Below are 15,469 nucleotides of genomic sequence, written 5' to 3'. Positions count from 1 at the left end.
AACCTTCCAGCCTACGGGCCAGGAAATACTTAGTGACCAGCAGCACCTAGTACGTTTTCTTGCAATGGCTCAATCCGCCACAAAATCAAAGTCTTCCTTTCGCAAAGCCAATCAGCCAGGGCGCTATACAAGTTGGGCTCGCCTGCTCTGGATTCTGTTCGGCGCTGGCGTGCTGGGCTTAGTTCTGTATGTACTGGCAGTCAGCGTCAATTTTCTGAATCTGTTTGGGCGCATGCCTAACCTGAAGACGCTGGAGAATCCCCGTAGTGAACTGGCCTCCGAAATTTATTCGGCCGATGGGGTGCTCATGGGTAAGTATTTCCGGGAAAACCGCACTCCGGCAGAGTACGAAGACCTGCCCCAACATCTGGTAGATGCCCTCATTGCCACGGAAGATGCCCGTTTTGAGGAGCACTCCGGCATTGACCCCAAGGCTACCGGTCGGGTAGCGGCAGGCCTGCTTACTGGCGGAAGCGGCGGCGGCGGCTCTACCCTCACCCAGCAGTTAGCCAAAGTACTGTTTCGCACGCGCGAAGACCTCAATGATGGCCGGCTGAATGACGTGCCGGGCCTGCGGATGCTTATCACCAAGACCAAAGAATGGATTTTGGCGGTCCGGCTGGAGCGCAGCTACACAAAGCGCGAGATTTTGCGCATGTATTTGAATACCAATGATTATGGCTCCAATGCCTTTGGTATCAATACGGCTTCTCATACCTTCTTCAGCAAAGCCCCTAAAGCCCTGACCCGGCCCGAAGCTGCTACCCTAGTAGGGGTGCTGAATGCTCCTTCGCGCTTCAGCCCAAAGTTTAATCCGGGTCGTTCGCGGGCGCGCCGCAATTGGGTGCTGCGCCAGATGCACAAGTATGGCTACCTCGATGGCCAAGCACTGCAGGCCGATACGCTGAAGCCCATTGTGCTACGCTACAATGTTGAAAACCAAAATGAGGGCATTGCACCTTACTTCCGGGTAGAGGTAAGCAAAATGCTGCGGCAATGGGCGAAGGAAACCGACCACGACCTATACGCCGACGGCCTGAAGATTTACACTACCATCGACTCGCGCATGCAGAAGTATGCTGAGTCGGCGGTAGCGGAGCACATGAAGCTGCAGCAGAAGTGGTTTGACGCCCACTGGAAAGGTCAGCAGCCATGGCGCGACGAAAACGGCCGGGTGATTCCCAATTTCCTATCCACTTCCATTCAGCGTACAGAGCGGTACCGGTCCCTCACCAACCGCTTCGGCGACGACAAGGACTCCATCAAGTACTACCTCAACAAGAAGTACCGGATGAAAGTGTTTACCTGGAATGGGGGCGAAAAAGAGGTGCTGATGTCGCCTTTAGACTCGTTGGCTTACTACAAGCGGCTGCTGCATTCGGGTTTCATGGCTATGAACCCTCTGAACGGCCAGGTTAAAGCCTGGGTGGGGGGTATCAACTTCAAATACATCAAATACGACCACGTAAAGCAAGGCCGCCGACAGCCAGGCTCTACGTTCAAGCCCTTCGTGTATGTAGCAGCCATCGACCAAGGCTACTCGCCGTGCTACCAGCGCCCCGACGTAGCTACCACCTTCCCAGCAGAACGGGGGCGTCCTGCCTACACCCCCAAGAACTTCGAGGGAAGCTACTCTGGCCGTATGTTTACCCTTCGGCAGGCGCTAGCCCGCTCTATGAACTCCATCACAGCATGGCTGGTCCAGAAGCTAGGCCCAGAAACTGTCGTCAGCTACGCCAAAACTCTGGGCATTACCTCTCCTATTGAGGCCGTACCAGCCGTAGGCTTTGGCTCGTCGGATGTGAGCATTTATGAGCTCACCGGAGCGTACAGCACCTTTGTCAACAAAGGCATCTGGACGGCTCCAATGATGGTGACGCGTATTGAGGATAAGAACGGCAACGTACTGCGCGAGTTCATACCTCAGACCCGCGAGGCTCTTCGTGAGGAAACGGCCTATCTGATGACATATATGCTGCGGGGAGCCACCGAAGAGCAAGGTGGCACCAGCATTATTCTGAAGAATGGTTTCAAGTTCCCATATGAGATGGGCGCCAAAACCGGTACTACTTCTAACTACTCCGATGGGTGGTTTATGGGTATGACACCGGACTTGGTCTGCGGCATGTGGGTAGGCGGCGAGGACCGAAGTATTCACTTCCGGACAGGCACTTACGGGCAGGGCTCACGCCTAGCTTTACCTATCTATGGTCTGTTTATGCGGAAGGTATATGGTGATAAGAGCCTTGACATTAACAAGGGCTCCTTCCCGAAACCTACCAAGCCGCTGGATATCGAAATTGACTGCTCCCGCTACTACAACGGCGCCGGTGCCCGCGACACGATTCCGTATGAGCAAAAGCTCAATCAAGTGGAGCTAGAGGATCTAAACACAGAGGATATTTAATTGGCCGTTTTTCAGTGCTTCTTACGTAACGTGGCCGGGATTTCCTGGCCACGTTTTTTGTTACCTACCCGTGGGTACTAGCTTCAGGCTGAACCTCAGCCGCTGTGGCCTGCGTACTTCTTTACATCATTCGTTACGCCTGAATACGGCGTTGCTACCCCCTCCTATGGCCGCCAACTCTCAACTGCAAGAACAGATTCGTCAGCTGCCCCACCGGCCTGGTATTTACAAATACTTTGGCGACGAGGATACTATCATTTATGTGGGCAAAGCTGTGGATATCCGAAAGCGGGTAAGCAGCTATTTCACCAAGCAAGACCACAATAAGAAAACCCAGCAGCTCGTCAAAAACATTCGTCGAATTGAGTTTACTATCGTCGACTCAGAATCCGACGCTTTTTTGCTGGAAAACAATCTCATCAAACAGCATCAGCCCAAGTACAACATCCTGCTGAAGGACGGGAAAACGTATCCCTACCTCCTGCTAACCAATGAACGCTTCCCTCGTCTTATCCCAACGCGTAATAAGCGACCTGGCGAAGGGCGTTACTATGGGCCTTATGCCAACGTAACGGGCATGAATCTGCTGCTGGAGCTGATTAGGGCTTTGTATCCGCTTCGAACCTGCACATATAACCTAGCGCCCCAGAACGTAGAGGCCGGAAAGTTTAAAGTGTGCTTGGAGTATCACCTAGGCAATTGTAAGGGTCCCTGTGAGGGCTTGCAGGACGAGGAAACCTACAACCAATATGTTCAGCAAATCCGTCAGATCTTGAACGGCGACCTACGTCTGCCCAAGCAGTATTTCCGCGAGAAAATGATGCAAGCAGCGCAGGAGCAGCAGTACGAACTGGCGCATCAGCTGAAGCAGAAACTGGATAAACTCGACGAGTTTCAGGCCAAAAGCACCATTGTCAATGCCAACCTCACCAACATTGACGTATTCAGTATTGCTTCAAACGAAAAATCAGCCTTCATCAACTACCTCAAGGTGATGAACGGCAGCATCATTCTCACCCAGTCCGTGGAGGTGCAGAAAAAGCTGGATGAGCCCGACGACGAAATTCTAGCCCCCATGATCATGCAGATGCGGGAGGAATTTGAGAGCCAGTCCAAGGAGATTCTGACCAACGTAGCCGTTCCCGACCTCCCGCTACCAGGCGTAACCATCACGCAACCGCAAATTGGTGATAAACGCAAGCTCTTAGAGTTAAGCATCAAAAATGTACTTTACCTGCGCAAGGAAAAGGAGAGCATGAATGACCGTAGCAAGGACCTGAATGAGGTGCGCATCATGGAAACCATGAAGAAGGACCTGCGCCTTACGGAGCTACCTAAGCATATTGAGTGCTTCGACAACTCCAACTTCCAAGGTGATAATCCGGTAGCTGCTATGGTGTGTTTTCGCAACGCCAAGCCCAGCAAAAAAGACTACCGGCACTTTCACATTAAAACAGTAGTAGGTCCTAACGACTTCGATTCGATGTACGAAATTGTGACCCGGCGCTACCGTCGTCTACTTGATGAAGGCACCAGCTTACCTCAATTGATTATCGTGGATGGTGGCAAGGGCCAATTGGGTATGGGAGTGAAGGCTTTGAAAGATCTAGGCCTATGGGGTCAGATTCCTATTATTGGCATTGCCAAGCGGCTGGAGGAAATCTATGTACCCAATGACCCCCTACCCCTCTACATTGATAAGAAGAGTGAAACCTTGCGTTTAATCCAGCGCATGCGTGATGAAGCCCACCGCTTTGGTATCACCTTCCACCGTAGTCGCCGCGACGCTGCTACCCTGAAAACAGAGCTGACCGACGTAAAGGGTTTAGGCCCCGTTACAGCCGACAAGCTGCTGACCAAATTCAAATCGGTCAAAAAAATCAAGGAATTAACAGAGGCACAACTTATCGAAGAAGTTGGTAAAGCTAAAGCTCGCATCCTGCTAACTTACTTTGAGGAGCAGGAGAACAATCAAGCAGCTTCAACTGATTAGGCTTTTGCTACAATCATAAAAAAAGCCCCCACTGTAATAGTGGGGGCTTTTTTTATGATTTGTCAACTTAGTGCGATTACAACTATTAAGCTTTTAGAAGCTCCACAGGTTGTATTCGTACTCGATCAAGTCGGCAGCGGCCTGCTGAGAAGCCAAAATACCTTGCTGCTGACCACCATAGATTTCGTCAAGACGAGAATCGTTGGGGTTCGAGACCTTCACGATGTACGAGTTGAACAGCCACAGTTCGAAAGCATCTGCCAGGTTCTTATGTTGAGCGTCATTCTGTGGGTTAAACCAGATAGCTTTATCTGGATTAGCCCGGAATACACGCACCAAGTCGCTGTACTTGAAGTAACCAATGGTTTTCTCAATCCCTGAAGTATTAGCGCTCAAGGTTGAAGGTACCAGCAAGCCGATAGCTTTGATATCATGATACATCCGCGACCGTTTCTTGTCGAAGATCATATCCTCCTTGATTTCCATCTGATAGATGTCCTTTGGACGGTATTCATAGCTGGGCGGAGCAACAGGTGCTTTCGGAGCTGCTTTCGCAGTAGACTTGCCCTTGCCTTTCTTAGGAGCAGGAGCTCCCCAACCATCATCACCGCCACCAAGGTCGCTATCCGAGAAACCAGCTGCCTTTTCCTCGTCGCTCAGGCCAGCACTAGCTTCCGCATACGACATATTGGAAACTACCTCTGCCGATGACAGCGTAGTAGTCAGCGAGTCGTTACGGTAGGCCTGCAGTTCACCACGTTTTACTGCTTCCAGAATTACGCGGCTAATTTCCTTACCCTCCGAGAACATCGGCTTATTCTGCTTCTCTCGCAAGTCGACTGCACGCCAGATAGTCTTACGGAACATGATGTCCGAATTCGGAATCGGGCGGTACGAGCCATTGCTGCTCGCGGTGGTAGCTTGTTCCTGAGCCGAAGCTGCCACCGACAGCGTCAGGCCGGCCGTCAGAGCGGCGAAGGAGAGGAATTTGTTCATACCGTGATAATCAAAAAAGCGCAAGACTTAGTTCAGATAAGCAACGCTTAGATCAGCGGAATATTGAAGGTCTTCGAAACGTTTACCGACTCGGTATTGCCTTGGAAGTTCATACGCTGCACCTCTTTTACTTCGATGTACAGACGATCACCTTCACGGGCTGAGTTTACTACGTCGCTTAGATTTGCCTCCGGACCGTTGACAGAACGCGTTGGCAGGGCTGGACGCTTACCACGTACCAACGTAACTTCATAACGAGTCACACGGTAACGAGCGTCGTCAGGCAGGAAAGTAGCGAAGCCAGCATCAGCAATAGCACGGAGCTGCATGTTACGCACAGCTGTAATAGGAGTGCCTTGCTTTTCGTTTGCCTCCCGGCCACCTACCACACATTTGATATCGGGCTTAGGAATCGGACGAACCTGGAAGGTTTGCGAGCCGATGGGGTTTCCACCACTGCTTACGCTCAACGTTACTTCACGTGAGTTCGGAATTAGCGTTACCTCACCTTTAGCCGAACCTTTAATGGTAGCAGCACCGGAAGCCGAGAAGCTAGGTTCGTACTGAGCACCCAAGGCAGGTACTTGTACACTCAGCTTGTTACCGCACTTGAAATACAAAGCCTGAACCGAAGCCGATTGGATCTGCATTACCGGCTTGGTTACCGTATAAGGCACCTTCACAGTAAAGGTCGTGTCGCGGCCATTTTGCTTGAAGCGGATGGTACCTGTCCACTGAGCTTTAGCATTACCGGAAGCATCAAATGCACCCGGACGAGCCGTGAATTCTACCTTACCTTTACCATCGGGACCTACTGAAAGCGGCGAGCCATTCAACGTCATGGAAGGACGTAAATCGGAAGCCGAAGCAGTTAGAAACAATTCAGCCTTGTATTTCGTACCAGCAGCAACCGTGTTCGACTCAGCACTAGCAAAGGCACCAATTTTGTCGAATACAATGGTAGTAGCACCTACTTGAGCTGCTAGCTTGTTCAAGGCATCAGCCTCATACTTCAGTACCTCTGTTTCTTTCTGCGACAGAACAGCCAGTGCAGCAACTACTGGCGTATTCTCGAAGTTGAGCTGAGCGAAATCCTTAGACTTTTGGTCTGGGGTTACGCTTGGGTCATCCTTTGCATCCAAGGCAAGAGCCGGAGCTGTGAAGCCAGGAACAATTTTCTGCAGTTCAGAAGCATAGGCATTCAGCTCATCCTTCATTTTGTAGCCCAGTCCATTGCGGCTGCCGGCTCCACCGAGCATCACGTTAGCCACCTTGTCGCTGGCTTCCATGTTTTTATACTCGTTTTTGTTCTTGTTCTCCGTGGCATCCAACAGCTTCGTGCGGATGTCACGCAGATAAGCTACCATTTTGGCAGTCCGCTCACGAACCGTTTCACCTTGCTTCAGAATAGCAAGGTCTTTTGCTTGGTTGCGGTTGCGGGCTACAATTTCCTCGATGCCTTTAACGGCACCCTGGTTGGTTTTAGCAGTCTTATCGTTTACTCCGATAAGGCTATCGTCTAGAAATTTGAACTTCAGCAGAATAGCTGAATTTACTTGTAGGGCTAGAAGAGCAGTCAGTACTAGGTACATCATGCCAATCATCTTCTGCCGCGGAGTCTCTTTTGCTCCCGCCATCGTATCTCTCTGTGTCTATAACTACCGTGTAGGAAGAAGAGCGCCTGAAACGAATTCAGGCACCATCACTGCAAACCTGACAAATTAGTTGGTGGCGCGCATTGCGTTCAGCATGTTGCCGTACACGCGGTTGAGCGAGCTGAGGTTCGAAGTCAAGCTGGTTACTTCCTGCTTGAACTGATCCGTCTCTTTGCCGGCTTCGGTCAGGTTTTCCATGGCCTGGGTTAGGGTACCATAGAATTTGTTCATCGACTTCAGGTGCGTATTAGCATCCTGCAGTTCCATCTCATACACAGCATTCAGAGCGCCCAGATTTTTGGTCACATTCTGCACCTGTACATGATACTCACGAGCGTCGTTAGTAGCATCGGCCATAGCAGTCATAGCTTGAGCCGTGTGCGAATAAGCTTCGTTGATACGCTCCAGAGACTGAGCGGCTGAACGCACTTTCGAAGTGTACTCTTCGGTAGCGTTAGTAGCATCACCGAGGGTGGAGAGCTGCTGAGTGGTAGTGCTCAGGCGATTCAGACCTTGGCCCAGAGAGGCAATAGCTTCAGGCGTCACGTTAGCATCCTTCAGCATGTCGTCAAGCTTACGGGTCAAGCCGGTGCCGCCATTGTCGATAGCGTTAGTGCGGAAGCTAGCGTTGCCAGTGGAGGGGTCATAGCCTTCGCTCAATTCTGGATACACCAACGACCAATCTACCTCTTTTGGATTAGGCTGGAAGGCACTCAAGAAGAAAATCAGTGCTTCAGTACCCAGACCAACGATGAGCATCTCGTCAGCACCCTTCAAGTGAAGAATTTTAAATAGAGCCCCGATAATTACGACTGCAGCCCCAATGCCGTAGATTTTCGGCATTACCACATCGTAGAAAAAGTTACCGCCCTTTGCTGCCATGTTGTAGAAAATTGAAAAAAGAAGGTAGTTGGAGTGATTAGAAAACTCAAAAAGAATTAAAGAGGACGCAGAGTAAAACCCACCAGCTTAGTTCAGGCTGCCGTTAGTACCCATACCAATCTGGATCATGGCTGTGCGGAAGCCGATGTAGGAACGGGCTGAGTCTTGATACTCGAAGTTGCGGGTGCCTGTCTCCAAGAAATAGGCAATGTCTTTCCAAGAACCGCCGCGCACTACTTTGCGGGGTTCGTTGTCATCAGGGTTGGTTGGGTTCATGTCCCACACAACAGGAACAGAAGCCTCCATGTAAGCATCATCGCACCACTCTGCTACGTTGCCTGACATATCGTACAGGCCAAAGTCGTTCGGGAAGAAAGCACCTACCGGCGACGTGTAAGCATATCCATCGGAAGCGTAGTCGCCACGGCCAGGCTTGAAGTTAGCCAGCATGCATCCTTTGGAGTTACGCAGATAAGGACCACCCCAAGGGTAAGTAGCTAGGTCACGGCCACCACGAGCGGCGTATTCCCACTCAGCCTCGGAAGGCAGGCGGAAATTTGGCGTAGGTGCCAGACCTGCTTCGGCGTTAGCAGCATTCTTGTTTTTAGTGCGCCAGTTGCAGAAGTACTTAGCTGCAAACCAATCCACCCCTACCACTGGATAATCATCAAATGCCGGGTGGGTGTAATAATATTCCATCAGGGGGTCACCCATGTGGTAGGTAAAGTCACGCACCCACACGGTGGTATCCGGGTAGAGCTCCGTCATCACATACTCCTCGCCGAGCACGTCAATGGAGTCCTGCCGAATAGCATTCATGAACTGACGGTATTCATTATTGGTGATTTCCGTTTCATCCATGTAAAAGCCGGCAATTGTTACCTGCTTGTTCATGTTTACCATCGAAGCGGAAATATCTTGATCGGTCTGACCCATGTGGAACGTACCGCCTGGGCAAGGAACCATACCGAACGGCACCTCTTGGGGATTGAACTCAGGACGGTCCTCCGCCCCGACCAGGTCGCCTTGCGGTCCTTTACCAAAACCACAGCCCCCCAGGATAAGCGTCGATAGCGCGACGAGAGGCAATACGAGAAACTTGTTCATGTGAGAAAGAAAAAGACTGTCTAGGCGGCGATACCCAAAGATTACAATTTTCTGAGCTGGCAAATCTAGTGAAACATCTGCTCGCAAACAAGCCAATCGGCCAACAGTAACAGTTTGTCTACGAATCACTTTCATAACCTGCTCAACGAAGAAGGCCGATGTTTTATTGAATAGGCTGTCTTGGTAGGATAGGCAAACAATTAGTGAATGGCTATTTTCCCATTAATCGCCTTAAAAGTTAGAAGCTGTACCGTGGAGTGTGAATTGCTGGCTTCAACCGAGGCCCTGGTTTGGGCAAGCGGTAGGCAAGCAGTATCTCAAATGAACTAGATGCTTTCGCATCTTGGCCAAATGCAATTAAGTCATAAGCCAGTCCCAACCGAATAGCATTGTCTTTCGCAAAGCTTATTCCTCCCAAAGCCGTAAAGGCATCCCCAGAACGGTACCCAATCCCCCCCCAATACCTATCATCAAATGTGGCCCGCGCTCCTAGCTCATAGGAGTTATTGCGCAGCGAAAACTTGTCGTCATCACCGAATTTACCGGGTAGTACCATCTTCACAAGTGCAGTCGGTGTCAGAACAACGGATGAAGTGAGCTCAATATTATAACCTGCTGTCAGATAGGCATGATTCTCATTCAAATACCGGGCCGAACGCCCGCTTGTTGCGACCTGACTATTGAATTTATACTCCGAGCGTAGCAGATTGTTAACACTTAGCCCAGCGTAAAGCTTAGGGCTTTCATACCAAGCCCCTACCCCTACGTCAAACTTTCCGTCTGACCCTTCTTTCGGCACGAAAATATCGTCAGTCTCATTGGGCCGGTAACTTCCTTGATAGATATTATTAAAGACACCTTGCACGCCCAAACCTAAAGCACCTTCCCCGATGGTGATGTGCCGGGAATAAGAAAGCTGCACATTTGTTGTGTTGAGCTGAGCTATTCTATCTCGATATATACCGATACCAATGCCACCAGCTAAAGCTGGCACGGGCAGAGAGGCTGTCAGCGAAGCAGTTGTAGGAGAACCACCATCATCAAAGGTAGGATCATAACCAAAGTACTGCACACGCCCGATAGCTGTTACTTCCCCATACCCCTTTACGCCCGCGTAGGCAGGGTTCAGATTCATTCCATTAAAACCGTAATGGCTGAATTGAGGTTGTTGCTGAGCTATAGCTTTGCCCACTAGCAGCACTGCGCAGGCGCAGAGTATACTTCTCTTCATAACGATTCGCGACAAGCCAGGAACAGATGGAAAAGAGCAGGCAGGGCGTTTTCAAATGTAACGAAAAACTCCCTCCATCATTTCACGGCGTATACGCAAGAGGAGCAGTAGTGGCTGCTCCTCTTACTCTATAGTTCAGATACTTTACTTTGCGCTTTTCTTCTCCTTTACCGGATCAGCGCCATGATGATAGCGGATGTAGGCCTCAATGGCTCCCGTCATGGAGGGAGCATTGGGATGAGGAGCTTCAATATCCAGTTCCAGACCAGCTTCAATTACTGCCTTTGCCGTAGTGGGACCAAAAGCAGCAATGCGTGTTCCGTTCTGTTCAAAATCAGGAAAATTGATAAACAGTGAACTGATACCGGAAGGACTAAAGAAGGCAATGCAATCGTACTTCACATCCGACAGGTCAGACAGGTCGCTGGCCACGGTGCGGTAGATGACGGCTTCGGTAAACTTGAAGTTGTTGGCCCGCATAAACTCCGGAATGTCATCCTTGCGGATGTCGGAACAGGGATACAAAAACTTCTCGCCCTTGTGCTTCTTGATAACCTCAAAGAGGTCGGCGGCGGTGCGCTGGCCAACAAACAGCTTGCGCTTACGCAGTACAATGTACTTCTGCAGGTAGTTGGCCGTCTGTTCGGAGATGCAGAAATACTTCATTTCCGCAGGCATCTCGATTTTAGCCTCCTGGCAGATACGGAAGAAATGGTCAACGGCGTTACGGCTGGTGAAGATAATAGCCGTATGCTCGAGAATGTTAACCTTCTCTTTACGGAAGTCCTTGTAGGAAACCGGCTGAACCTCGATGAACTCCCGAAAATCTACCTTAATACCGTATTTCTCGGCAATAGAAAAGTAGGGAGAAACGTCGTTGGCGGGCTTTGGCTGGGTGACAAGAATGCTGGAGATACGCTTGGCATGACGGCCCGTCCCCGGTTTGTCTTTGCTCTCGGCCATAAGGTAGGAAAAAGGTAAATCTAAGGCTATAAGGGGCGTTGCAGGCAGTACCGGTGCAGGCCGGCAGAGAAGTACTTCAGTAGGTAAAAACGATCAGCTTAAGCAGAATGATCAGGGGAATCACTTCTGTGGCGCAAAGGTAAGAAAACAAATGCAGATTCAGCAGTGAAGTCTTATGATGCAAGGTCCGCGCCACGCGGATCAATGTTCCTATCAACAGCAAGGAAACCACGCCATTGGATACCCAAAGCACCGTTTCGGGCAGCCGCTGATTCAGACCCAAGTAGAGTAGCATCACAATAGGTAATACTAATCCAATAAACAGGATGGTACGGATAAATTCGCGGTACTGAATAGTCACTAGTTCAGCTACGTCGAAGATGTAGCCCATTAACTCTAAGAATAGGTATTTGCCTAGCACGAACCCCGCAACTAAGGCTGTGTACAGAAGTACCCTAACAACAATAGCTGATTCTGCGACATCGAAAAGCTGCCGTAATATGACGATATTCTGAATGTTGGTATGAATAGCAACCAACAACAAAGCAAAAGACAGAGCAAACAGCAGCACCAGCCCTAGGTTCAGCCAAGTTAGGGTAGGTTTAATCAAGAAATCCTGCTCCGTAGAGCCCTTACCCCACAATCCTTCCAACTGATAGATTCGGGCGAAACCAGGTTGATATGAGGCTCGCAGACTACCATAACAAAGTCCGATCAGGAGCAGAAAGCCTACAAATACGTTCTGCCCTTGGTGCCCTCGTGGGCGTGGGTTAGCAGCCAGCAATGGAGAACTAGGCTTACCGACTTGAGGAGCCACAGTCGGCACCGCATTCACAAAAGAAGACAGATTAGGCGGGCCATCGGGCTGCCAGATACAAAGCAGATGGGGACCTGCAGTGCTCCCTTTGGGCAGGAGTTTTGCGAGGTCAACAGTATAAGAAGCCGGAGCGTGAGCGGTGAACACCAGCCGGTTATCTATAAACAGACTTAGGTTGGGACGGGCTGTAAAAGTTATAGGTTGCGCTTTACCGGGCCGAATGGATAGCCATTGATAATAAGCCCGGGTGGGAGCGTGATAATCAGAGAGGTAGAGTACGAGACGGTTGCGAACCTCGTCGTAAATCAGCCAATCTTGTGTGAGGCCTGCACGGGGCGCGGGGGGTAGGGGCTGATACTCGGCCGCCTGTAGCAATATCGGTAGCAGGCTCAGGCTCCATAGCCAAAGCGACGTCAGGATTAGACGGAAACGGCTGCTACGCACGATAACGTGGGCTAGTTAGAGGCTACCCGCTGGCGCTCAGCACGGCTATGATACACGCCTAGGAAAACGCTTAGCACCAAGGAAAATGCTACCAGTGCGCATATCAGCAGGGTGTTACCAAGGTAAGCGAAGTTAATCACGAACAGGATGACTACTAGATTGAGCAGACCCAATAGCACCACAGTACTGATCTGCTGAAAACCCATAGCAAGGATCCGATGGTGCACATGGTTTTTATCGGGCGAGAAAGGTGAGCGCCCCGCCATCATGCGCACAATGAACACTCGCAACGTATCGAATAACGGAACAAACAGAATACCCGCTGCCACTGATGGAGCTGAGGAAGCAAAGGGTTGCCCCACTTTCAAACCCATCTCGATAAACTGAATAGTCAGAATGGACACAATAAAGCCACAGACCAAGGAGCCAGTGTCGCCCATAAAGATGGTGGCCTTGTGGAAATTGTAACGCAAAAAGCCTAGCATCCCCCCTACTACACAAACCGACACAAACACGTAGTTACCATACTGCTCGCCACCATACTGGTAGAAGTAATAGCCAAAGGTGCTAACGATAATCAGGACAATAGAGCCCGCCAGACCATCCAATCCATCAATCAGGTTGATGGCATTGGTAATACCAACAATGGCGAAGAACGTGAAGGCATAGCTGATACCAATAGGCAGCTCCTGCACGCCTAGAATACCCTGAAAACTGGTAATACGTACATCGGCCATAATCATCACGATGCCCGTAGCCAGCAGCTGACCCACAAATTTCTTGGATACTGAGATGCTCACTAAGTCATCCTTCAGCCCCACGAAAAACAACACGATACACCCGGCCAGCAACTGTTGCACCCCGTTATTGAGCGGAGCGAAGATGGTAAGAGCTGACATAAACCCGGCAAAGACGGCTACCCCACCCAAACGCGGGGTCAGAGATTCATGCACGGTGCGCACATTAGGCGTGTCGAGCATGTTTTTCAGGTGGGCAATGTAAATAATGGACGGAACGGCGAACAAAGCCACCAGAAACGCCCACAGGGAGGACAGGCCCAACTGAATTCCGAGTGCACTCATTGCGGATCGGCTCTTATGGTAAAGGTGCCCCAAACGGGGACAAGGAGGTATAAGGCAAAGATACGGTTTAACTGTGCAGCACCCCCGGCTTATCAAGGAGAGCAATGTGCGTTAAGTTATCCGTAATGATGGAATCGGGTACGAAGATGAACTTCTTATCCAGGATTTTGGAGCCGATGTAGTAGCTCACCCAATATTGGTTATTGAGGTGAAACAGAGCCGGGTCGATGGGCTCAATGGGAACAGCGGAGCGGGGCTCTACCTCCAGAATCACGTGCCGCAGAGTCGAAGTACGAATTGCCTCTCCCTCGGGGCTGCTGCCGTAGCCGTTGGAGCTGACAATGACGTTCTGAATGGCAAAGTCGTTGTGGTTGAGCAGATAAACTTGCCACGCTGGCTGGCCTTCCGCAATGGCGTCTCCACCATCAGGCACTACCGCCACAGACACTCCTTCAACCGGATCGAAAACAATATCTTTTTTCATGAATCAGCTAATCGTGTACAACTCGGCGCCTAGTAGAGCAGCCAAGTGAGGTAGCAAACGCTCCTGCACTTCCGCTACCGGAACCGTCCGACCCAGTTCCTGCTCCAGCGAGGTCACGGCCTTGTCAGTAATACCGCAGGGTACAATGTGACCGAAGTACGTGAGGTTGGTATTTACGTTGAGGGCAAAACCGTGCATGGTCACCCAACGGCTGCATTTCACGCCCATGGCACAGATTTTACGGGGGTTGCTGGCCCCCTCTTCAAAATCGATCCAAACACCGGTAAGCCCGGCAATACGCCCGGCGCACACACCATACTCAGCCAGGGTGAGGATTATGGCTTCCTCTAACACACGCAGGTAGCGGTGAATGTCGGTAAAGAAATTATCGAGGTCGAGAATGGGGTAGCCAACCAGCTGGCCCGGACCATGATAGGTAATGTCGCCGCCGCGGTTGATGCGGTGGAAAGTCGCCTCATGAGCTGCCAGACCAGCATCATCTAGTAACAAGTGCTCAGGCTTGCCACTTTTGCCCAAGGTATATACGTGCGGATGCTCGCAGAGCAACAGATAGTTAGGAGTAGGCCCTGCTGGCAGTCCAGCCTCGATCGCCTCCCGGTTGCGCCCCTTGAGGGCCAGAGTATCGGCTAGCAACTGCTCCTGCAAGTCCCAAGTTGGCTGGTATTCCACTTTACCCAAGCGGCGTACCTCAATCCGACGGTTTTGCCCGGCAATAGCCTCGGGACAAGCTTCCACTGAAGCCGGGGTGTTCCCCACAGGCAGCGGACTTACGCAGGCAGAGTATGTAGTCATAGCATACAGCAGAAAAGAGTAAGGCGGAAACCGTAGCTGGCAAGGGTCACCTGTATTGCAGCAGAACGCTACCCCTCAACAGGTTATCAAGCACAGCAAGCATCACGTAAGTGACAAATTTGCCACAAATGACAACGCAACCTACTCAAATAGAAACATGCAAAGGTACTAGATTTAGTCCCACGCTAAGCTACCCGGCAGCGCCTACCCTCTACTCATTCCGCAACCTATACTATGCTGATACCATCTCACCAGCTCGGTCATGATGGCGAAGAAGCGGCCCTGCACCATCTGTTGGCGCAAGGCTATGAGCTAGTGCAGCGCAACTACCGCTACCGCCGGGCTGAGGTAGATTTAATTGTACGGCGGGGGCAGCAGCTATTAGTTTTTGTGGAGGTGAAAGCGCGGTCCTCTACTCAATATGGGCACCCGGAAGAGTTTGTCACGGAGCGGAAGCGGCAACTACTACGGCTCGCCGCCGAACAGATGCAAGAGGAGCTAAGCTGGACCGGCGACATCCGCTTTGACATCGTAGCTCTTCTACCTGCTGCCGATGGCTTGCGCATCGAGCATTTCGAGGATGCCTTTTTTTGAA

The 15,469-nt window shown here is 50.9% G+C and carries 13 protein-coding genes; 3 read left to right on the top strand and 10 right to left on the bottom strand.

The window, feature by feature from the left end:
* The first annotated feature begins 64 nt into the window (after positions 1–64).
* Both DNI29_RS15035 and uvrC read left to right on the top strand, forming a co-directional pair.
* Complete coding sequence (locus tag DNI29_RS15035; RefSeq protein WP_110978944.1) at positions 65–2,407, top strand: transglycosylase domain-containing protein; 2,343 nt, start codon at positions 65–67, stop codon at positions 2,405–2,407.
* Positions 2,408–2,573: 166 nt separating this feature from the next.
* Positions 2,574–4,400: an excinuclease ABC subunit UvrC gene (gene uvrC / locus DNI29_RS15030; protein ID WP_110978943.1), complete on the top strand. Its 1,827-nt coding sequence runs from the start codon at positions 2,574–2,576 to the stop codon at positions 4,398–4,400.
* 93 nt (positions 4,401–4,493) lie between these two features.
* Here uvrC and porN read toward each other — a convergent pair whose 3' ends face one another.
* From porN to lipB, 10 genes are all read right to left on the bottom strand, one after another.
* On the bottom strand, positions 4,494–5,396 hold the full coding sequence (porN, locus tag DNI29_RS15025) for a type IX secretion system ring subunit PorN/GldN (protein WP_110978942.1): 903 nt from the start codon (positions 5,394–5,396) through the stop codon (positions 4,494–4,496).
* A gap of 47 nt (positions 5,397–5,443) precedes the next feature.
* Entirely contained in the window at positions 5,444–7,033 is a 1,590-nt protein-coding gene (porM, locus tag DNI29_RS15020) for a type IX secretion system motor protein PorM/GldM (RefSeq protein WP_110978941.1), read from the bottom strand.
* Positions 7,034–7,117: 84 nt separating this feature from the next.
* Entirely contained in the window at positions 7,118–7,933 is an 816-nt protein-coding gene (gene porL / locus DNI29_RS15015) for a type IX secretion system motor protein PorL/GldL (protein ID WP_110978940.1), read from the bottom strand.
* Between the two features lie 87 nt (positions 7,934–8,020).
* On the bottom strand, positions 8,021–9,040 hold the full coding sequence (gene porK / locus DNI29_RS15010; protein ID WP_110978939.1) for a T9SS ring complex lipoprotein PorK/GldK: 1,020 nt from the start codon (positions 9,038–9,040) through the stop codon (positions 8,021–8,023).
* Positions 9,041–9,278: 238 nt separating this feature from the next.
* Positions 9,279–10,286 carry a PorP/SprF family type IX secretion system membrane protein gene (locus DNI29_RS15005; protein ID WP_238388103.1) on the bottom strand — a complete coding sequence of 336 codons (1,008 nt, stop codon included), beginning with the start codon at positions 10,284–10,286 and terminating at the stop codon, positions 9,279–9,281.
* 129 nt (positions 10,287–10,415) lie between these two features.
* On the bottom strand, positions 10,416–11,234 hold the full coding sequence (locus DNI29_RS15000) for a uroporphyrinogen-III synthase (RefSeq protein ID WP_110978937.1): 819 nt from the start codon (positions 11,232–11,234) through the stop codon (positions 10,416–10,418).
* Between the two features lie 76 nt (positions 11,235–11,310).
* A complete protein-coding gene (locus DNI29_RS14995) occupies positions 11,311–12,198 on the bottom strand; it encodes a DUF4271 domain-containing protein (protein WP_162303624.1) in 888 nt (295 codons plus the stop codon).
* A gap of 308 nt (positions 12,199–12,506) precedes the next feature.
* A complete protein-coding gene (locus DNI29_RS14990; protein WP_238388102.1) occupies positions 12,507–13,577 on the bottom strand; it encodes an MraY family glycosyltransferase in 1,071 nt (356 codons plus the stop codon).
* Positions 13,578–13,644: 67 nt separating this feature from the next.
* The gene (locus DNI29_RS14985; protein WP_110978935.1) at positions 13,645–14,061 is read right to left on the bottom strand and encodes a hypothetical protein; all 417 of its coding nucleotides are present in this window, start codon (positions 14,059–14,061) and stop codon (positions 13,645–13,647) included.
* 3 nt (positions 14,062–14,064) lie between these two features.
* On the bottom strand, positions 14,065–14,874 hold the full coding sequence (gene lipB, locus DNI29_RS14980; RefSeq protein WP_110978934.1) for a lipoyl(octanoyl) transferase LipB: 810 nt from the start codon (positions 14,872–14,874) through the stop codon (positions 14,065–14,067).
* A gap of 234 nt (positions 14,875–15,108) precedes the next feature.
* On the opposite strand from lipB, the gene DNI29_RS14975 reads away from it, so the two are divergent.
* Positions 15,109–15,468, top strand: coding sequence for a YraN family protein (locus DNI29_RS14975; protein WP_110978933.1), 360 nt, complete (start codon positions 15,109–15,111; stop codon positions 15,466–15,468).
* Position 15,469 lies beyond the last annotated feature (1 nt).

It is taken from the genome of Hymenobacter sediminis (assembly GCF_003231285.1).
GTDB classification, from domain to species: domain Bacteria; phylum Bacteroidota; class Bacteroidia; order Cytophagales; family Hymenobacteraceae; genus Hymenobacter; species Hymenobacter sediminis.
Note: the sequence above shows the minus strand (reverse complement) of the source record. Positions and strands in the feature narration are given on the sequence as shown.

Excerpts from the sequence above, each read along its gene's own strand:
- DNI29_RS14975 (WP_110978933.1), top strand. The coding sequence starts at position 15,109 with ATGCTGATACCATCTCACCAGCTCGGTCATGATGGCGAAGAAGCGGCC.
- porK (WP_110978939.1), bottom strand. The coding sequence starts at position 9,040 with ATGAACAAGTTTCTCGTATTGCCTCTCGTCGCGCTATCGACGCTTATC.
- porN (WP_110978942.1), bottom strand. The coding sequence starts at position 5,396 with ATGAACAAATTCCTCTCCTTCGCCGCTCTGACGGCCGGCCTGACGCTG.
- uvrC (WP_110978943.1), top strand. The coding sequence starts at position 2,574 with ATGGCCGCCAACTCTCAACTGCAAGAACAGATTCGTCAGCTGCCCCAC.
- porL (WP_110978940.1), bottom strand. The coding sequence starts at position 7,933 with ATGGCAGCAAAGGGCGGTAACTTTTTCTACGATGTGGTAATGCCGAAA.
- DNI29_RS14990 (WP_238388102.1), bottom strand. The coding sequence starts at position 13,577 with ATGAGTGCACTCGGAATTCAGTTGGGCCTGTCCTCCCTGTGGGCGTTT.
- DNI29_RS15000 (WP_110978937.1), bottom strand. The coding sequence starts at position 11,234 with ATGGCCGAGAGCAAAGACAAACCGGGGACGGGCCGTCATGCCAAGCGT.
- lipB (WP_110978934.1), bottom strand. The coding sequence starts at position 14,874 with ATGACTACATACTCTGCCTGCGTAAGTCCGCTGCCTGTGGGGAACACC.
- DNI29_RS15035 (WP_110978944.1), top strand. The coding sequence starts at position 65 with ATGGCTCAATCCGCCACAAAATCAAAGTCTTCCTTTCGCAAAGCCAAT.
- DNI29_RS14985 (WP_110978935.1), bottom strand. The coding sequence starts at position 14,061 with ATGAAAAAAGATATTGTTTTCGATCCGGTTGAAGGAGTGTCTGTGGCG.
- porM (WP_110978941.1), bottom strand. The coding sequence starts at position 7,033 with ATGGCGGGAGCAAAAGAGACTCCGCGGCAGAAGATGATTGGCATGATG.